Origin of the sequence: Xanthomonas sp. LMG 8993 (assembly GCF_009835065.2) — a bacterium.
Classification (GTDB): domain Bacteria; phylum Pseudomonadota; class Gammaproteobacteria; order Xanthomonadales; family Xanthomonadaceae; genus Xanthomonas; species Xanthomonas arboricola.
Genome location: NZ_QVIF02000001.1, coordinates 139,689 through 157,407, shown reverse-complemented (window position 1 = coordinate 157,407; position 17,719 = coordinate 139,689). Strand labels below are relative to the sequence as shown.

At 66.8% G+C, this 17,719-nt stretch carries 17 protein-coding genes; 9 read left to right on the top strand and 8 right to left on the bottom strand.

All coding sequences use genetic code 11. The features are described 5' to 3' along the window. Positions 1-4: 4 nt before the first annotated feature. Both DYQ94_RS00605 and murJ read right to left on the bottom strand, forming a co-directional pair. Positions 5-1,075, bottom strand: a complete 1,071-nt coding sequence (locus tag DYQ94_RS00605; protein ID WP_104608706.1) for a bifunctional riboflavin kinase/FAD synthetase — start codon at positions 1,073-1,075, stop codon at positions 5-7. Between the two features lie 219 nt (positions 1,076-1,294). Then, positions 1,295-2,887 carry a murein biosynthesis integral membrane protein MurJ gene (murJ, locus tag DYQ94_RS00600; protein ID WP_047126655.1) on the bottom strand — a complete coding sequence of 531 codons (1,593 nt, stop codon included), beginning with the start codon at positions 2,885-2,887 and terminating at the stop codon, positions 1,295-1,297. Between the two features lie 116 nt (positions 2,888-3,003). Here murJ and rpsT point away from each other — a divergent pair, with 116 nt between their 5' ends. Then, the gene (gene rpsT / locus DYQ94_RS00595) at positions 3,004-3,273 is read left to right on the top strand and encodes a 30S ribosomal protein S20 (protein ID WP_002807888.1); all 270 of its coding nucleotides are present in this window, start codon (positions 3,004-3,006) and stop codon (positions 3,271-3,273) included. Positions 3,274-3,364: 91 nt separating this feature from the next. Here rpsT and obgE read toward each other — a convergent pair whose 3' ends face one another. From obgE to rplU, 3 genes are all read right to left on the bottom strand, one after another. Further along, the gene (gene obgE / locus DYQ94_RS00590) at positions 3,365-4,414 is read right to left on the bottom strand and encodes a GTPase ObgE (RefSeq protein ID WP_104624164.1); all 1,050 of its coding nucleotides are present in this window, start codon (positions 4,412-4,414) and stop codon (positions 3,365-3,367) included. Positions 4,415-4,646: 232 nt separating this feature from the next. Then, positions 4,647-4,907, bottom strand: a complete 261-nt coding sequence (rpmA, locus tag DYQ94_RS00585; protein WP_003484326.1) for a 50S ribosomal protein L27 — start codon at positions 4,905-4,907, stop codon at positions 4,647-4,649. 12 nt (positions 4,908-4,919) lie between these two features. Continuing rightward, on the bottom strand, positions 4,920-5,240 hold the full coding sequence (gene rplU / locus DYQ94_RS00580) for a 50S ribosomal protein L21 (protein ID WP_046342025.1): 321 nt from the start codon (positions 5,238-5,240) through the stop codon (positions 4,920-4,922). A 291-nt stretch (positions 5,241-5,531) separates the two neighbouring features. Here rplU and uvrA point away from each other — a divergent pair, with 291 nt between their 5' ends. Then, the gene (uvrA, locus tag DYQ94_RS00575) at positions 5,532-8,498 is read left to right on the top strand and encodes an excinuclease ABC subunit UvrA (RefSeq protein ID WP_160954598.1); all 2,967 of its coding nucleotides are present in this window, start codon (positions 5,532-5,534) and stop codon (positions 8,496-8,498) included. Beyond that, positions 8,498-8,905, top strand: a complete 408-nt coding sequence (locus DYQ94_RS00570; protein WP_024940078.1) for an acyl-CoA thioesterase — start codon at positions 8,498-8,500, stop codon at positions 8,903-8,905. The genes uvrA and DYQ94_RS00570 overlap by 1 nt, the downstream gene beginning before the upstream one ends. Before the next feature lie 262 nt (positions 8,906-9,167). Here DYQ94_RS00570 and DYQ94_RS00565 read toward each other — a convergent pair whose 3' ends face one another. Beyond that, positions 9,168-9,605, bottom strand: coding sequence for a copper chaperone PCu(A)C (locus tag DYQ94_RS00565; protein ID WP_237474883.1), 438 nt, complete (start codon positions 9,603-9,605; stop codon positions 9,168-9,170). Between the two features lie 53 nt (positions 9,606-9,658). Here DYQ94_RS00565 and DYQ94_RS00560 point away from each other — a divergent pair, with 53 nt between their 5' ends. From DYQ94_RS00560 to DYQ94_RS00545, 4 genes are all read left to right on the top strand, one after another. Next, positions 9,659-10,429: an enoyl-CoA hydratase/isomerase family protein gene (locus DYQ94_RS00560; protein ID WP_160954596.1), complete on the top strand. Its 771-nt coding sequence runs from the start codon at positions 9,659-9,661 to the stop codon at positions 10,427-10,429. Positions 10,430-10,500: 71 nt separating this feature from the next. Next, on the top strand, positions 10,501-11,415 hold the full coding sequence (tesB, locus tag DYQ94_RS00555; RefSeq protein WP_016901707.1) for an acyl-CoA thioesterase II: 915 nt from the start codon (positions 10,501-10,503) through the stop codon (positions 11,413-11,415). Positions 11,416-11,563: 148 nt separating this feature from the next. Further along, complete coding sequence (locus DYQ94_RS00550) at positions 11,564-12,073, top strand: putative signal transducing protein (RefSeq protein ID WP_016901706.1); 510 nt, start codon at positions 11,564-11,566, stop codon at positions 12,071-12,073. 99 nt (positions 12,074-12,172) lie between these two features. Beyond that, entirely contained in the window at positions 12,173-13,366 is a 1,194-nt protein-coding gene (locus DYQ94_RS00545) for an RNA polymerase sigma factor (protein WP_160954595.1), read from the top strand. 186 nt (positions 13,367-13,552) lie between these two features. Here DYQ94_RS00545 and DYQ94_RS00540 read toward each other — a convergent pair whose 3' ends face one another. Next, positions 13,553-14,290: an EF-hand domain-containing protein gene (locus tag DYQ94_RS00540; RefSeq protein WP_374057716.1), complete on the bottom strand. Its 738-nt coding sequence runs from the start codon at positions 14,288-14,290 to the stop codon at positions 13,553-13,555. Here DYQ94_RS00540 and DYQ94_RS00535 point away from each other — a divergent pair. Both DYQ94_RS00535 and DYQ94_RS00530 read left to right on the top strand, forming a co-directional pair. Further along, positions 14,181-15,095, top strand: a complete 915-nt coding sequence (locus DYQ94_RS00535) for an arginyltransferase (RefSeq protein ID WP_039519976.1) — start codon at positions 14,181-14,183, stop codon at positions 15,093-15,095. The two genes, DYQ94_RS00540 and DYQ94_RS00535, sit on opposite strands and share 110 nt — an antisense overlap. 52 nt (positions 15,096-15,147) lie before the next feature. Beyond that, positions 15,148-16,377, top strand: coding sequence for an endonuclease/exonuclease/phosphatase family protein (locus DYQ94_RS00530; protein ID WP_237474882.1), 1,230 nt, complete (start codon positions 15,148-15,150; stop codon positions 16,375-16,377). 93 nt (positions 16,378-16,470) lie between these two features. On the opposite strand, the gene purT is transcribed toward DYQ94_RS00530, so the two are convergent. Beyond that, the gene (gene purT / locus DYQ94_RS00525) at positions 16,471-17,670 is read right to left on the bottom strand and encodes a formate-dependent phosphoribosylglycinamide formyltransferase (protein ID WP_160954593.1); all 1,200 of its coding nucleotides are present in this window, start codon (positions 17,668-17,670) and stop codon (positions 16,471-16,473) included. Positions 17,671-17,719: the final 49 nt, after the last annotated feature.

Sequence of the window (17,719 nt, the reverse complement as noted above, 5' to 3'; positions counted from 1 at the left end):
GTCTCTACCGTTGCGCTGGATTTTTTAATAAGTCCGCACATGGATGTGCGGGCTCTTGCGAGGGACTCGCATCATAGGTCGGCTCTTGCGAGGGACTCGCATCATAGGCGGGCTGTTGCGAGGAACTCGCATGTGTTGCAGAAACTGCGTGCCTGTCCAACACCGCACGCGCCTGCTCGGCATCACGATGCATCTGCACCGTCAGCGCGTCCAGGCCGTCGAACTTCTCTTCGTCGCGCAGCTTGGCAACGAATTCGACCTCGATATGCCGGCCATACAGGTCGCCCTGGAAATCGAACAGATGCGCTTCCAGCAGCGGCTCCACACCGGCCACGGTCGGGCGCGTGCCAAAGCTCGAGACCGACGGCCACGGCCGCTCGGCCACGCCATGCACCCAGGTCGCGTAAATACCCGACAGCGCCGGCGTGCGCGGAAAGCGCAGATTGGCGGTGGGATAGCCGAGGGTGCGGCCAAGCTGTTTGCCGCGCACCACCCGCCCGCCGATGGCATACGGACGGCCAAGCAATTGCCCGGCGTGCGCGAACTCGCCCGCGCCCAGCAGCTCACGGATGCGCGTGGCCGAGATGCGCTCGCCGTGCAGGTGCACCGGCGCGATTTCGCCCGCTGCAAAGCCGTAGTGCGCACCAAGCGAGCGAAGCAGGCCGATATCGCCGCCACGCCGATGGCCGAAACGGAACTCCGGGCCGATCCAGACCTCTTTGGCGCACAGCCGGCCGACCAGGGCCAGGCGCACGAAGTCTTCGGCACTCATCGCCGACAGGCGACCGTCGAACCGGATCATGCCCACGCTGTCGGCACCGAAGCCGTGCAGCCCTTCGATCTTGGCGCGGGCCAGGGTCAGCCGCGGCGGCGGCGCGGCCGGGGCGAAAAACTCGCGCGGCAACGGCTCGAAGCTCACCGCCACCGCCGGCACCCCAAGCGCGCGCGCGCGCGCGACCGCATGCTGCACCAATGCCCGATGCCCCAGGTGCAGGCCATCGAAGGCGCCGATGCAGACCACGCTTCCGTGCGGGAACAGCGTCCCGCCCTCGACGTCTCTAAACAGCCTGCTCATTCCTCGATCCAAACAGATGCCGGCCTGCCGGCCGACCCTCGTTGATGCATAACCCGCAAGTATAGCCGTGCCTGTCAATCCGCATGGGCGCGGCCCCGGGCCTGTGCCGCCGCGTCCCGGAAGCGGGCAGACGATTGCGCGCCTTCCCGGCCCAGGATTGGCCCCAGCCACCGTGCATGACGGCTGGCTCTGCACCCGCTCGGCCAGCTCGGCGGACGACTAGCCCTCGCGCAGATGCCGCGGCCGCAATCCCAGCGCCACTTGCGCCACCAGGTAGGTCGCCCCACCGCTGCCGACCAGCACCGCCAGCCAGCCGATGCGATCCCACTTATCCATCACAGTGAACGATGGCAGCCACCACAGCAGGCTCAACAGCACCGCCACCATCGCCGCGCATGCCAGCAGCAGGCGCAGCGCATAGCCAGCCCAGCCCGCCCGGCGCTGGTACACGCCGGACTTGCCCAACCAGTACCACAGCAAAGCCAGGTTGAGATAACTGGACAGCGCGCTGGCAATGCCCAGCGCCAGATGCAGACCCGGCTGCTTGCCCAGCGCCTGCATCACGCCCTGCGCCTTGAGCTCAGGCGGCACCATGACCTGGTAGACCACTGCCAGCAACGCGAAGTTGAACACCATGTTGGCGATCAACGCCGCCACGCCGGCACGCACCGGGGTGCGGGTGTCCTGACGGGCGTAGAAGGCCGGCAGCAGCACCTTGAGCATGGCGTACGCCGGCAGGCCAAAGCTCAGGCCGTAGACCGACATCGCGGTCATGCGCGTATCGAAGGCGGTGAACTGGCGGTACTGGAACAAGGTCGCCACCAGCGGCTCAGCCAGCAGCAGCAAGCCGAGCATCGCCGGCATCGCGATCAGCAGCGTGGTGCGGAACCCCCAGTCCAGCGCGCCGGAGAACGCGCTGCGGTCGGTCTTGACGTGATGGCGCGCCAGCGCCGGCAGGATCACCGTGCCCAGCGCCACCCCGAACACGCCCAGCGGCAGTTCCAGGAACCGGTCGGCCAGCGACAGCCACGACTGCGAGCCGTCGGCCAGCCGCGCGGCGATCACCGTGTCCAGCATCAGGTTGATCTGCGCGATCGACGAACCGAACAGGGTCGGAATCATCAGGGTCAGCACCTTGCGCACATCCGGGTGCGTCCAGCCCCAACGCGGCAGCGTCAGCAGGTCGATGCCCTTCAGGGCCGGCAGCTGAAACAGCAACTGCAGCGCCCCGGCCACCAGCACCGCCCAGCCCAGCGCCAGGATCGGCACGTCCAGCCGCGGCGCCAGCCACAGCGCGCCGGCGATCATGCACAGGTTGAGGATCACCGGCGTCAGCGCCGGAATCGCAAACCGCTGGAAGCTGTTGAGCGCCCCGCCCGCCAGCGCGGTCAACGAGACGAACAACAGAAACGGAAACGTCAGCCGCAACAAATCGACCAGCAGGCCGTATTTATCCGGATCGGTGGCCGCGCCATCGGAAAACACCGACGCCAGCTGCGGGGTGAAGATCAGCCCCAGCGCGGTGATCAGCAGCAACATGCCGCCGAGCGTGCCGGACACCCGCGACATCAGCTCGCGCAAGTCGGTATGCGGGCGGGTCTCCTTGACCTCGGTGAACACCGGCACGAAGGCGGTGGCGAACGAGCCCTCGGCAAACAGCCGACGAAGGAAATTGGGGATCCGGAACGCCACCCAGAACGCGTCGGTGACCGCATTGGCGCCGAAGGTGGTGGAGATCGCCTGGTCGCGGATCAGGCCCAACACCCGCGACACCATGGTCATACTGCTGAATGAGAGCAGGCCTCTCAACATGCCGGGCTTGCTCACGCTGCATCCCTCTTGACAACTGACTTGACGTACATAACTAAGCCCATCATACTTTCCCGCTTGCTTTTTCCACTACACCGATTTTTCAGGAACCCACCACCGTGGCCAATATCAAGTCCGCCAAGAAGCGCGCCAAGCAGACCGTCGTGCGCAATGAGCGCAACACGGGCCAGCGTTCGATGCTGCGCACCGCCGTCAAGAAGGTGATCAAGGCCCTTGACGCCAACGATGCTGCAGGCGCCGAAGCTGCTTTCGCCGTTGCCCAGCCCATCCTCGACCGTTTCAGCGCCCGTGGCCTGATTCACAAGAACAAGGCTGCGCGTCACAAGAGCCGCCTGACCGCTCGCATCAAGGCCATCAAGGCCGCGTAAGCGAGCCGTGCTGGCATCACCGCAGGCCTGGCTTGCGGTGGCATAGAAAAACCCGGCCTTGGCCGGGTTTTTTGTGTGCCTGCGCATGCGCTCAGCCGGCATTGCGTGCCTCGAGCTCGTCCTCGCGCTGACGGTCGAAGAACGCCATGATGTCCTTCATGATCGGGAAGGTGCCATCGCGGCCCAGCGCCGAGACCAGATACCACGGCGCGGCCCAGCCGAGTTCGGCCACGATCGTCTCGGCCGCAGCGCGCGCCTCGTCCTCGAACATCAGGTCGGCCTTGTTGAGCACCAGCCAGCGCGGCTTCTTCAGCAACTCCGGATCATGGCGCTCCAGCTCGCGTTCGATGGTGCGCACCTGATCCACCGGCGACGCCTCCACCCCACCATCCATCGGCGAAATGTCCACCAGATGCAGCAGCAGACGGGTGCGCTGCAGATGGCGCAGGAACTGCGTGCCCAGCCCGGCACCGTCGGCCGCGCCCTCGATCAGGCCCGGCACGTCGGCGATGACGAAGCTGCGGTATGCCTCGACACTGACCACGCCCAGATTCGGGTACAGGGTGGTGAACGGGTAATCGGCCACCTTCGGGGTTGCCGAGGACACCGCGCGGATCAGGGTGCTCTTGCCCGCATTGGGAAAGCCCAGCAAGCCGACGTCGGCCAGCAGCTTCAGCTCCAGCTTGAGCAACCGCTCCTCGCCCTCTTCACCGGTGGTGGACTGGCGCGGCGCGCGATTGACCGAGCTCTTGAAATGCATGTTGCCCAGGCCGCCCTTGCCGCCCTTGGCCACCAGCAGGCGATCGCCATGCTGGGTCAGGTCGCCGATGACTTCGTCGGTCTGCACGTTCATCACCACGGTGCCGACCGGCACCACGATGATGCGGTCTTCGCCGCCCTTGCCGTAGGCCTGGCGGCCCATGCCGTTCTCGCCGCGCTGCGCCTTGAAGGTGCGCTCATGCCGGAAGTCGACCAGCGTATTGACGTTCTCGTCGGCCACGATCCATACGCTGCCGCCGTTACCGCCGTCGCCACCATCGGGCCCACCGAGCGGGATGAACTTCTCGCGGCGAAAGCCGACACAGCCATTGCCGCCATTGCCGGCACTGACCAGGATTTCTGCTTCGTCGACTAACTTCATGAGATTTGGGATTCGTAATTTGGGATTGGTAACACCACCGCAGGACGCCGCTAGGCGGCCGCGGAAACAGCAGGAAGCAGCGGTACCGGGACTCTCGAAATCCGCCGTTGCGAATCCCCAATCCCGATTCTCCACTCCCGGCCGTCAAACGAAAAACCCCGCAAAAGCGGGGCTTTCCGTCTCGTCCGCCAGGCAGCGATGCCTGACGGACTGGCCTGCATGGAGCGGGCGATTACGCCTCGGCAACCACGCTGACGGTGCGACGCTTCTTCGGGCCCTTGGTGGAAAACTCCACCTTGCCGTCGACCAGCGCGAACAGGGTGTGGTCACGGCCGAGGCCGACGCCGGCGCCCGGATGGAACTGGGTGCCACGCTGACGCACGATGATGTTGCCGGCATCGATGGCCTGGCCACCGAAGATCTTCACACCCAGGTACTTCGGGTTGGAATCGCGACCGTTGCGCGAGGAACCTACGCCTTTTTTGTGTGCCATGACTGGTTCTCCTTACTTCTTATCGCCACCGGCGATGCCGGTGATCTCGATTTCGGTGTAGTGCTGACGGTGTCCCTGACGCTTCATGTGGTGCTTGCGGCGACGGAACTTGATGATGCGCACCTTGTCGGCGCGGCCATGGGCCACGACCTTGGCGGTGACCGAGGCGCCCTTCAGCGCATCGCCCAGCTTGATGCCATCGCTATCGCCCAGCATCAGGACGGTGTCGAACTTGATCTCGTTGCCAGCTTCGACATCGAGCTTTTCCACGCGGAGCGTTTCGCCCTGCGCGACGCGGTATTGCTTACCGCCGGTTACCAGAACTGCGTACATGACCAGGTTTTCCTCTGTAGTTATTATGGTCGCACTGACGTGCCCTAGGGCAGACAGGAGCGGGATTGTACGGGCTGGCGGGGTTTGGGGTCAACCTGCCGGCCAGCCGGCCATGGCCCCGCCCGATCCACCCGTGCAACGCATCATCCGGCCGCCACAGGCGCCCGGTCAGACTGGCATTTGGGGCAATTGCCCTCACCTAGGTCGGCGGGTAGGCTGATCGACTGCCACTCATTCCTGCTGAGCACGCTCGCACCACCGCCGGTTCGCCGGCCCGACATCGGATCCCCCATGGCGATGGATTTCATCCGCATCCGCGGCGCGCGGACGCACAACCTCAAGAACATCGACCTCGACCTGCCTCGCGACAAACTGATCGTGATCACCGGCCTGTCCGGCTCGGGCAAGTCGTCGTTGGCGTTCGACACCATCTATGCAGAAGGCCAGCGCCGCTACGTCGAGTCGCTGTCGGCGTATGCGCGCCAGTTCCTCAGCGTGATGGAAAAGCCGGACCTGGACCACATCGAAGGCCTGTCCCCGGCGATTTCGATCGAACAGAAATCGACCTCGCACAACCCGCGTTCCACGGTCGGCACGATCACCGAGATCTACGACTACCTGCGCCTGCTGTACGCGCGCGTCGGTCAGCCGCGCTGCCCGGACCACGGCTTCCCGCTGGAGGCGCAGACCGTCAGCCAGATGGTCGACCACATGCTCACGCAGGACCAGGAGCAGCGTTACATGCTGCTGGCGCCGGTGATCCGCGAGCGCAAGGGCGAGCATGCGCAGGTGTTCGAGCAGCTGCGCGCGCAGGGCTTTGTGCGCGTGCGCGTGGATGGCGAGCTATACGAGATCGACGCGGTGCCGCCGCTGGCGCTGCGCCAGAAGCACACCATCGAGGCGGTGATCGACCGCTTCCGTCCGCGCGAAGACATCAAGCAACGGCTGGCGGAAAGTTTCGAGACTGCGCTCAAGCTCGGCGAAGGCATGGTCGCAGTGCAGTCGCTGGACGACCCGGCCGCGGCCCCGCACCTGTTCTCGTCCAAGTACAGCTGCCCGGTCTGCGATTACTCGCTGCCGGAGCTGGAGCCGCGGCTGTTTTCGTTCAACGCACCGGTGGGCGCCTGCCCCAGCTGCGATGGCCTGGGCGTGGCCGAGTTCTTCGACCCGGATCGCGTCGTGGTGCATCCGGAGCTATCGCTGTCGGCCGGCGCGGTGCGCGGCTGGGATCGCCGCAATGCCTATTATTTCCAGCTGATCGCCTCGTTGGCCAAGCACTACAAGTTCGACGTGGACGCGGTGTGGAACACGCTGCCAGCCAAAGTGCGCCAGGCGGTGCTGTTCGGCAGCGGCGATGAGGCGATCAGTTTCACTTACTTCACCGATGCGGGCGGGCGCACCACGCGCAAGCACCGCTTCGAAGGCATCCTGCCGAACCTGGAACGCCGCTACCGCGAAACCGAATCGCCGGCCGTGCGCGAGGAGCTGACCAAGTACGTCAGCCAGCAGCCCTGCCCGGCCTGTAACGGCACGCGCCTGAACCGTGCCGCGCGCAACGTGTTCGTCGCCGACCGCCCGCTGCCCGAACTGGTGGTGCTGCCGGTCAACGAGGCGCTGAGCTTTTTCCGCGGCTTGTCGCTGCCGGGCTGGCGTGGCGAGATCGCCAGCAAGATCGTCAAGGAGATCGGCGAACGGCTGGGCTTCCTGGTCGACGTGGGCCTGGATTACCTGACCCTGGAACGCAAGGCCGATACCTTGTCCGGTGGCGAGGCGCAGCGTATCCGGCTGGCCAGCCAGATCGGCGCAGGCCTGGTCGGGGTGATGTATGTGCTGGACGAGCCGTCGATCGGCCTGCATCAGCGCGACAACGAACGCCTGCTCGGCACGCTGACGCGGCTGCGCGACCTGGGCAATACCGTGATCGTCGTCGAGCATGACGAGGACGCGATCCGCCTGGCCGATTACGTGCTGGACATCGGCCCCGGCGCCGGCGTGCACGGTGGCGAAATCTGCGCGCAGGGCACGCTGCAGGACATCCTGGATGCACCCGGCTCGCTGACCGGCCAGTACCTGTCGGGCAAGCGCCGCATCGAGATTCCCAAGCAGCGCCACAAGCCCAACCCGAAGATGATGCTGCATCTGCGCGGGGCGACGGGCAACAACCTGAAGAATGTCGACCTGGATATTCCGGCCGGCCTGTTGACCTGCATCACCGGCGTGTCCGGCTCGGGCAAGTCCACGCTGATCAACGACACCTTGTTCTCGCTGGCGGCCAACGAGATCAACGGCGCCTCGCATCCGGTGGCCGCGCATCGCGAGGTGGAGAATCTGGATCTGTTCGACAAGGTCGTGGATATCGACCAGTCGCCGATCGGGCGCACCCCGCGTTCCAATCCAGCCACCTACACCGGCATGTTCACCCCGTTGCGCGAGCTGTTCGCACAGGTGCCGGAAGCGCGTGCGCGCGGCTATTCGCCGGGCCGTTTCAGCTTCAACGTGCGCGGCGGCCGCTGCGAGGCCTGCCAGGGAGATGGCCTGATCAAGGTGGAGATGCACTTCCTGCCCGACGTCTACGTGCCCTGCGATGTCTGCCACGGCAAGCGCTACAACCGCGAGACGCTGGAGATCCGCTACAAGGGCTTCAACATCAGCGACGTGCTGCAGATGACCGTCGAGGACGCACTGCGGCTGTTCGAGCCAGTGCCGTCGATCGCACGCAAGCTGGAAACGCTGGTGGATGTGGGCCTGAGTTACATCAAGCTGGGCCAGAGCGCGACCACGCTGTCCGGCGGTGAGGCGCAGCGCGTCAAGTTGTCCAAGGAGCTGTCGCGTCGCGATACCGGACGTACCCTGTACATCCTCGACGAGCCGACCACCGGCCTGCACTTCCACGACATCGAAGCGCTGCTCGGCGTGCTGCACAAGCTGCGCGACGAGGGCAACACGGTGGTGGTGATCGAACACAATCTGGACGTGATCAAGACCGCCGACTGGATCGTGGATCTGGGCCCGGAAGGTGGCCATCGCGGCGGCAGCATCCTGGTCTCCGGCACGCCGGAAGATGTGGCCGCGCACAAGGCGTCCTACACCGGGCAGTTCCTGGCCAAGATGCTGCCATCGGTGAAGGCGCGCGAGACCCGGCCGGCGGCGATGGCCAACAAGCCCGATGCGCGCCCGCCACGCAAGATCAAACCGGAGAAGGTGGCGAAAGTCGCCAAGTCCGCCACCAAGAAAACCGCAAAGAAGAAGGCAAGCTGATGAGCGAAGAGCACAAGGTGTTGGCACGCATCCCGATCAGCGTGCGCTGGCGCGACATGGACAGCATGGGCCATGTCAACAACGCCAAGTACATTTCGTACCTGGAGGAAGCGCGCGTGCGCTGGATGCTGGGCGTTGAAGGCGTGGCGATGACCGACCGCATCGCGCCGGTGGTCGCGGCCACCAACGTCAACTACAAGCGCCCGCTGATATGGCCGAACGACATCCTGGTGGAACTGTTCGTCGAGCGCCTGGGCAGCAGCAGCATCACCATCGGCCACCGCATCCTCGACCAGAAGGACGAGGGCGTGCTGTATTCCGATGGCAACGTGGTGGTGGTGTGGATCGACACGCAGACCGGCAAGAGCGCATCGCTGCCGGACGCGGTACGCGCCGCCAGCAGCTGAGATTTGCCAGTTGCGCGCTGGATCTCCAGCGCCATAAGACGACGGCGGCTCTTCCGGGAGCCGCCGTTGTTGTTTGCAGCGATCCTGTCATGCCGCTGCGCGATACCACCGACAGGCCGCGTGATCGAGACCGGACTGACACAGTGAAGTGGCGGCTACCTGCCACCACGCATCGCGTTTGATCGGCAACATCGCGTAGTGGGCTCTGCAAGAACTGCAACCTGCACGGCTGCAGCCTCGCTCAGCCACGCACTGCGCGCGTTTACGAACCCGGCGCGCGCTTGCGCGCCTGCAGCGTGGTATTGACCTCGCGGCCATCCTGCAAGGTAAAGGTCACCGGCACCTGCGCGCCTTCCTGCAGCGGCGCACGCGCTTCCATCAGCATCAAATGCAGGCCGCCCGGTGCAAGCGGCACCGACTTGCCGGCCGGCAATGCCAGCTCCGGCACCGCGCGCATGCGGCTGACGCCGTTGGTTTGCGTGGTCTCGTGGATGGACACATCGGCAAACGCACTGCTCTTGGCCTCGGTGACCTTCGACGGCTGCGCACAGCCATTGTGGAACTGCCCGAAGCCCGCTGCCATGCCCATGCCACCGGGTGGCGGAATGCGGATCCAGCCGCCCTTGAACTCGGGCAGGCACTGCGCGCCAGCGCCTGCACTTGCCAGCATCACCCATGCACCGAGCACGCGTGCGTACATGCGCTGCCTGCTTCGACTGCCGTCTATCATGACCCAACCTCCAGGAGCCCCGAATGAGCATCCAGATCTTAGACCATGGCCGTCTACGCGAAATCCGTCTGGCGCGCCCGCCGGTCAATGCACTGGACAGCGCGCTGTGCCAGGCCCTGAGCGTTGCGGTGCAGCAGGCCGGCGAGGAGACCGATGGCATCGTGCTGTCGGGCAGCGAGCGGATCTTTTCCGGTGGCATGGACGTGCCGCACCTGCTGGCGCATGGCACCGACCGCGCCGCATTGCTGGCCAGCTGGACGGCCTTCTTCGAGGCCGCGCAGGCGCTGGCCAACAGCCGCGTGCCGGTGGTCGCGGCCATCGGCGGGCATGCGCCGGCCGGCGGCTGCGTGCTGGCACTGTGCTGCGACTACCGGGTGATGGCGCGCAGCGCCGATACCGCCAAACCGTATGCGATCGGCTTGAATGAAGTGCAGGTGGGCATGGCCGCGCCGGAAGGCATCCAGCGCCTGCTGCGCCGCGTGGTCGGGGCGCACCGCGCCGAGCGCCTGCTGATCTCCGGGCAGCTGCTGCCGGCCGAGCAGGCAGTCACGATCGGCCTGGTCGACGAACTGGTCGATGGCGAATTGGTCACCGCGCGCGCGGTGGCCTGGCTGCAGGACCTGCAGCAGCTGCCGCGCCAGCCGATGCTGGCCACGCGCGCGATTGCCCGCGCCGATCTGCGCGCGGCACTGGCGCCGGAGCTGATCCAGCTGGAGCGCTTCATCGACGGCTGGTACGCGCCGGATGCGCAGGCCGCCCTGCACGGCCTAGTGGCGCGGCTGCAGAAGGCCTGACGCCGCTCCCGCACGGCGCGCAGGGGGCGGCCCGCTATAATCGCGGTCCGTCGCACGCCCAGGCCAGCCCCTTGTCCGCCACTGCCGAACCCGTCGTCTCCGAACTGATCAGCCTGCTGTCGCTGGAGCGCCTGGAAGACAACCTGTTCCGCGGCCAGAGTCGCGACATCGGCACCAAGTACGTGTTCGGCGGACAGGTGCTGGGCCAGGCACTGGCCGCCGCGCAGGCCACCGTGGACAACGGTCGCCAGGCGCACTCCCTGCATGCCTATTTCCTGCGCGCCGGCAATATCGACCACCCGATCGTCTACGACGTCGACCGCACCCGCGATGGCGGCAGTTTTTCGGTGCGCCGGGTCACCGCGATCCAGCATGGCAAGGTGATCTTCTTCTGCGCGGCCTCGTTCCAGCAGCGCGAAGACGGCGCCGAACACCAGTCCGCGATGCCGGTGGTACCGCCGCCCGAAGACATCGAACCCACCCCGCCGCTGGCAGCGGAGGTGCTGGAGAAACTGCCTGCCAAGGTGCAGCGCTGGCTGTCGCGTGGCGGCCCGTTCGAGTTTCGCCATGTGTTTCCGCGCGACGAACTCAAGCCGCCCAAGCGCCCGCCCTTCCAGCAGATGTGGCTGCGCCTGAGCGACCCGGTCGGCGACGACGTCGGCCTGCACCAGGCCTTGCTGGCCTATGCCTCGGATTTTCAGCTGCTGGGCACCTCCACCTTTCCGCATGGCATCAGCTACTACACGCCGAACGTGCAGATGGCCTCGCTCGATCACGCGCTGTGGTTCCACCGCCCGTTCCGCACCGACGACTGGCTGCTGTATTCGCTCGACAGCCCCACCGCACAGGGTTCGCGCGGCCTGGCGCGCGGGCAGTTCTTCACCCGCGATGGCGTGCTGGTCGCCAGCACCACCCAGGAAGGCCTGATCCGGGTGGTGCCCGACGGCAGCGCGATCGCGGTGCCGGCAAACGACTCGCCATGTTGATCGCTGCACCGCGTTCGTCGCGCGCAGGCATGCTGATGGCCGCCTGCACTTTCCGGCCTGGATCGACGTCCTTGCCGCTCCTTTCTTTCAGCTCGAGCAAGCGCATTCGCAGCGCGCCCTGCTCGGCAATCGCTGGCACTCCTTAAGCATGCGCAAGATCTTCAGCAGTCAACGTATCGAAACCGCCGAAGGCGTGGCCGATCTCCTGCGCAACGCCGGTATCGACGTGCGCATGAGCAACGGCCGCTCCTACGAGAGCAAGCGCAGCGGCCAGTTCAGCTATCTCGAACAGGGCAACGCCCAGGCCTACCCCACGGTGTGGATCGTGCACGCCGACGACCAGCCGCGTGCCCGCGATCTGCTGCGCGACGCACGCCTGCTCGACACCACCCGCCGCGATCTGCCGAATGTGGAGTACACCTTCCGCGACGGCGAAAACGGCTCGAGCACCAATGCGCGCAGCTGGGCCTGGCGCATCCGGCTGGTGCTGCTGCTGGTGATCGGCGCGGTCGCCATGTTCGTGGTGCTGCGCCATCGCAATGCCCCGGATGCGGCCAGGCCAGTGGCACCGCCGGCCGCGCAACCAGCGCCCGCCACCACCGCACCGCCCGCCGCAGAAGACGACGAAGTGCGTGTACGGATCCAGCCGGCGCGCTGAGCGCAGTCACCCGGCGCTGCGCCAGGCGCCACCGCCATCACGTTGGTCACATCCGCTGCTCGCCTGCGTCATGCTGGGACCAGGACATGGATTGCGCCGATGCACACCGACACGCTAGACCTGATGTTGCAACGCGAATTGCCGGTCGCCGCCGCCGGCTGCCAGCAGGCCTACGGCCGCATCGTGCGCGCCTGCCAGAACACGGTGACCGCCATCGCGCTGGCGATCACCCGCGATATCGCCGCCAGCGAAGACATCGCCCAGGAAGCCTTTCTGCGCGCCTGGCAGCGGCTGGCGCAATTGCATCAGCCGGCTAGTTTCCTGCCGTGGCTGCGGCAGATCACCCGCAACCTGGCGCGCGACTGGCTGCGCGCCAACCGGCATCGCGCGCTCAGCGGCGAAGCGGCGGACCTGGCGATCGCGATGGCTGCCGACCCGGCCCCCTCGCCCGCCGACCAGTTGCTGCAGGTGGAAGAAGAGATCGCCGCGCTCGACATCATTTCTGCATTGCCCGAAGAGAGCCGCGAGACGCTGCTGCTGTTTTATCGCGAAGGCCAGAGTTCGCGGCAGGTTGCCTCGCTGCTCGGCCTGAGCGATGCGGCCGTGCGCAAGCGCCTGTCGCGGGCACGTGCCAGCGTGCGCGGCGAGCTGCTGCGCCGTTTCGGCGAGTTCGCCCGTGGCAGCGCGCCCAGCGTGGCCTTTGCCACCGCGGTGACCTCGGCAACCCTGCTGGCCGCGCCGGGGACGGCGAGCGCGGCCATCGTGCTGACCGGCATGGGGGGCGCGGGCAAATTAGGCGTGAGCGGGCTGACCGGCTCGGCATTGGGCGGGGGTGGCGCCGCTGGTGCGCTAAGCCTCTGGCTCGGCCTGCCGTCGCTGTTCGCCGCCGGCGCCGTGCTGGTTGCCGGCGTCGGCACGTACTGGTCGTGCTGGTATCTGCTGCGCTTTGCGCAGACCGCCGCCGAAGCAGCGGCGATTCGTCGTTTCCTGCACATCACCACGCTGACGTCGGTGCTGGTGGTGGGCAGCACGCTGCTGCTCAAACGCCTGGATGCCGGCGCATGGACGTCGCTGCTGTTGCTGGGCGCAGGCATGGCGGTGCTCAACTACCAATCCATCCGGGTGCTGCCACGCGTCATGCGCCCGATGCTGGAACGCGATGCGCAACGACGCGGCACCACGCGGGCACCGCTGCTGTATCGCTGCATGTTCAGCCCGGCCGCGATGCTGGTGAGCACGGCGGCGGTCATGCTGCCCATTGTGCGGCACTACATGAAGCTGGGGATGCTCTGATCCCGGCGTGGCGCCATCGCCGTATGCGGCAAGTGCGGCCATTCCAGTCAACAAAAACGGCCCCCTGCTTGCGCGGGAGGCCGTTGGTCGATCGGCGCCTTGTTGCGTGTTGCGGTTTACATGCTGCGTGTGACGTCAGTGCTGCCCCGGTCGCAGCACTGCGACCGGGTAAGCGACTGGATGAACTCAGTTGCCCGCGGCAGGCTTGGCCGGCATCGGACGCTTGCCGTGATCGCCATGCTCGCCCTGACCCCAGCGGCCATGCTCGCCACGCTGCTTGGATGCGGCATCGAACTCGGCCTTGCTCAGCTTGCCGTCCTTGTCTGTATCGGCCTTGGCAAACCACGCGTCGCGATGCTGCTGCATGCGCAGCTCACGGTCGGCGCGATCGACAAAGCCGTCCTTGTTGATGTCCATCTCATCGAAGCGCGCGGCGAACTTGGGGTCGGCCTTGGCTTCTTCGCGGCTGATGCGGCCGTCCTTGTTGGTGTCGAGCTTGCTCAGCCATTCGCCGCGTCCACCGCGCCCCGGGCCGCGATGATGCGGGCGCTCGTCGCGCGACAGCTTGCCGTCCTTGTTGGTGTCCAGCGTGTCGAACTGTGCGGCCAGCTTGGGGTCGGCGGCGGCTTCGCTGCGATCGATCACGCCATCGCCGTTCTTGTCGAGTTTGGCAGGACGCGGCGCATCGCCGGCGGCAGGCGGAGCGGCGAACACCGCGCCGGTGGACAGGGCAGCCAGCACGGCCAGTGCGAGAAACGGTTTGCGAGACGTCATGAGAAACTCCTGGAATGTGGGAACCACACGCGGCACCTGCATGGGCCGCATCGCGTGGGTGGCGCATCCGGATCCACCGTGCGCTGCCACCAACACCCACATCAACGAGCCATCGGCGCGCGCGTTGACGCGGCAACCGGGCGTATTCATCCGGCGGACAGTCGCCGCCGTTGCGACGCGCAGGCGCTATCCTGACGCCATGGCCATCCACGCCGACACCCATGACGACCTGCGCCTGTTCCAGACCGGCGAGCATGCCTGTGGCTACTGGTCCGAGCGCCGTGCGCGCGACCTGGTGCTGGATCCACACGACCCGCGTCTGGGTGCGATCTATCCGCAGGCCTTGGCATGGGGATTCCGTCGCTCCGGTGATCTGGTCTACCGGCCGCATTGCGAACGTTGCCGCGCCTGCGTGCCGGTGCGCATCGCGGTGGATGCGTTCCGGCCCGATCGCAGCCAGCGCCGCTGCCTGGCGCGCAACCAGGACCTGGTGGTGCGCGTGGTTGCTGCCGAGCGCACCGACGAACAACTCGCGTTGTACCGGCAGTACCTCAAGCACCGCCATCCCGGCGGCGGCATGGACGAGCATGGCGCCACCGAATTCGACCAGTTCCTGATCGGCGGCTGGTCGCATGGACGCTTCCTGGAAATCCGCGAACCGGCGGTGGCGCATGCGCCTGGGCGGCTGCTCGCCGTTGCGGTCACCGATGTCACCGAGCATGCGTTGTCGGCGGTCTATACGTTCTACGCACCGGATGCCACTGCGCGCAGCCTGGGCACCTTTGCGATCCTGCAGCAGATCCAGTGGGCGCAACGCGAGCGCCGCGCGCATGTGTATCTGGGCTACTGGATCGACGGCCATGCCAAGATGAACTACAAGCGCCGCTTCAGCGCGCTGGAGGCCTACGACGGCCGCCAGTGGCGTGGGCTTCCTGCCGCTGCACCGGAAGGGTGAACCCCGCCGGGACGACATCGGGCTGTCGTCTTGCACATGCGAGAATGTGGCGATGATCAGACCTCTCTTACTGCTTGCGCTGACCGCGCTCTGCGCCGCCTGCGCCCATCAGGCGACCTCTCCGGAGACAAGCGCCAAGGCAACTGCCGCCTCCGCGCCGGCCCAGCTGCGCATCGCGACCTACAACACCTCGCTGTATTCGGATCAGGCCGGCGGCCTGGTGCGCGAACTGCAGGGCGACAGCGCGCACGCGCGCAAGATCGCCGCGGTGCTGCAGCGGGTGCGTCCGGATCTGGTGCTGCTCAACGAGTTCGACTTCGACCCCGAGCACCGCGCCGCCGATCTGTTCCAGCAGCGCTATCTTCAGGTCGCCCAGCCGGGCGGCGGCGCAGCGTTGCGCTACCCGTATCGCTACTTGGCCCCGGTCAATACCGGCGTGCCGAGTGGCCTGGATCTGGACAACAACGGCAGCGTCGGTGGCGATGGCCGCACCCGCGGCAACGATGCCTGGGGTTACGGGCTGCATCCCGGCCAGTACGGCATGCTGGTGCTGTCGCGCTACCCGATCGACACGCAGGCGGTGCGCAGTTTCCAGTTGCTGAAATGGAGCGCGCTGCCGGGTGCGCTGCGCCCGACCGACCCGTCCAGCAAACAAGCGTTCTATCGCGACGCGATTTGGGCGCAACTGCGGCTGTCGTCCAAATCACATTGGGACGTGCCGGTGCGTACGCCGCTTGGTGTGGTGCACGCGCTGGTCTCGCACCCCACCCCGCCGGTGTTCGATGGCGCCGAGAAGCGTAACGTCGCCCGCAACCACGACGAGCTGCGGCTGTGGCGCGAGTATCTGGACAATCCCAAGGACGCCAGCTGGCTGTGCGACGACCAGGGCCGCTGCGGCGGGCTGCCCGCCGATGCGCGCTTCGTTATTCTCGGCGACCTCAATAACGACCCGGTCGACGGCGCCGGCCGGCACGATGCGATCCGCGCCTTGATCACGCACCCGCGGGTGCTGCAGTACCCCACGCCGCACAGTGCAGGCGGCCCGGAAAAAACCGCCGAATACGCCGCGCAAGGCATTGCCCATGCGGGCGACCCGCACCAGGTCACCGGCGACTTCGGGCCGCAGGCGGGCACGATGCGGCTGGACTACGTGCTGCCTTCGCGTCAGTTCACCTTGGTCGGCAGCGGCATCTTCTGGCCCGCCAGCGCCACGCCGGAAGCGGCGATCGCCGATGGCAGCGACCATCATGCGGTTTGGGTGGATGTGGCTGGGGCGCGGTGATTGGGGATTGGGGATTTGACGCGTCGGGTGGTTGCTTGTGTCGTGGCGCGATTGCGGCTGGTCGCCGCAACCGCGCCATGACCCGCGCAGCGCTCAGTCCAGCCGGATCTGCACTGCCTCTGCGGCTACCCGCGCCTTCGCGCGCGCGGCGTCGATGCTGTCGGCGCGCGCCAGCGTGACGCCGACGCGGCGGTGACCGTCCACGCGCGGCTTGCCGAACAGGCGCAGTGCGGTGTCCGGGTCGCGCAAAGCCTGCGCGACATTGTCGAAGGCCGGCACGCCATGACCGTGCGCCAGCAGCGCGCACGACGCCGACGGGCCACTCTGACGGATCACGCCGCCGTTTTCCGCACCGACCGGCAGGCCGAGAATCGCGCGCGCGTGCAGGGCGAATTCGCTCAGCTCCTGCGAGACCAGCGTGACCAGGCCGGTGTCGTGCGGGCGTGGCGAGACCTCGCTGAACCACACCTCGTCGCCCTTGACGAACAATTCCACGCCGAACAGGCCCAGACCGCCCAGGTCGTCGGTGATGGCCTGCGCGATCTGCTGCGAGCGCTGCAAGGCGGCCGCTGACATCGGCTGCGGCTGCCAGCTCTCGCGGTAGTCGCCGTCCTTCTGCCAATGCCCGATCGGGTCGCAGAACGAGGTGCCGCCTGCATGCCGCACGGTCAGCAAGGTGATCTCGTAATCGAAGTCGATGAAGCCCTCGACGATGCAGCGGCCGGCACCGGCACGTCCGCCGGTCTGCGCGTAGTCCCAGGCCGCCTCGATGTCCGCCTCGCTGCGCAGGGTGCTCTGGCCCTTGCCCGAGGACGACATCACCGGCTTGACCACGCACGGCAGGCCCACCGCGGCGATCGCCTCGCGATACTCGGCAGCCGTGTCGACGAAGCGATACGGCGAGGTCGGCAGGCCCAGTGTTTCGGCAGCCAGGCGACGGATGCCCTCGCGGTCCATGGTCAGGCGTGCGGCGCGCGCGGTCGGGATGACCCGCTGGCCCTGCTCGCGTTCCAGCGCGAGCAGCGTTTCGGTATGGATCGCCTCGATCTCCGGCACGATCAGATGCGGCTGCTCCTGGGCGATCAGCGCGCGCAGCGCCTGGGGATCGAGCATGTCCAGCACGTGCGAACGGTGCGCCACCTGCATCGCCGGCGCGTCGGCATAGCGATCGGCGGCGATCACTTCCACCCCGAAGCGCTGCAATTCGATCGCCACTTCCTTGCCCAGCTCGCCCGAGCCCAGCAACAACACGCGGGTGGCGGAAGGCGACAACGGCGTGCCGAGAGTAGTCATGAGCGCGGTCCAGATCGGGAGGGGGCCGCCATTCTAACGGGCCGTCACT

Bases quoted from the DNA above. Each gene is read 5' to 3' on its own strand.
- rplU (WP_046342025.1), bottom strand. From the start codon at position 5,240: ATGTACGCAGTTCTGGTAACCGGCGGTAAGCAATACCGCGTCGCGCAG.
- rpmA (WP_003484326.1), bottom strand. From the start codon at position 4,907: ATGGCACACAAAAAAGGCGTAGGTTCCTCGCGCAACGGTCGCGATTCC.
- DYQ94_RS00550 (WP_016901706.1), top strand. From the start codon at position 11,564: ATGCGCAAGATCTTCAGCAGTCAACGTATCGAAACCGCCGAAGGCGTG.
- murJ (WP_047126655.1), bottom strand. From the start codon at position 2,887: ATGTTGAGAGGCCTGCTCTCATTCAGCAGTATGACCATGGTGTCGCGG.
- DYQ94_RS00565 (WP_237474883.1), bottom strand. From the start codon at position 9,605: ATGTACGCACGCGTGCTCGGTGCATGGGTGATGCTGGCAAGTGCAGGC.
- DYQ94_RS00540 (WP_374057716.1), bottom strand. From the start codon at position 14,290: ATGAATACGCCCGGTTGCCGCGTCAACGCGCGCGCCGATGGCTCGTTG.
- DYQ94_RS00535 (WP_039519976.1), top strand. From the start codon at position 14,181: ATGGGCCGCATCGCGTGGGTGGCGCATCCGGATCCACCGTGCGCTGCC.
- DYQ94_RS00560 (WP_160954596.1), top strand. From the start codon at position 9,659: ATGAGCATCCAGATCTTAGACCATGGCCGTCTACGCGAAATCCGTCTG.
- uvrA (WP_160954598.1), top strand. From the start codon at position 5,532: ATGGCGATGGATTTCATCCGCATCCGCGGCGCGCGGACGCACAACCTC.
- DYQ94_RS00545 (WP_160954595.1), top strand. From the start codon at position 12,173: ATGCACACCGACACGCTAGACCTGATGTTGCAACGCGAATTGCCGGTC.
- DYQ94_RS00605 (WP_104608706.1), bottom strand. From the start codon at position 1,075: ATGAGCAGGCTGTTTAGAGACGTCGAGGGCGGGACGCTGTTCCCGCAC.
- obgE (WP_104624164.1), bottom strand. From the start codon at position 4,414: ATGAAGTTAGTCGACGAAGCAGAAATCCTGGTCAGTGCCGGCAATGGC.
- purT (WP_160954593.1), bottom strand. From the start codon at position 17,670: ATGACTACTCTCGGCACGCCGTTGTCGCCTTCCGCCACCCGCGTGTTG.
- DYQ94_RS00570 (WP_024940078.1), top strand. From the start codon at position 8,498: ATGAGCGAAGAGCACAAGGTGTTGGCACGCATCCCGATCAGCGTGCGC.
- DYQ94_RS00530 (WP_237474882.1), top strand. From the start codon at position 15,148: ATGATCAGACCTCTCTTACTGCTTGCGCTGACCGCGCTCTGCGCCGCC.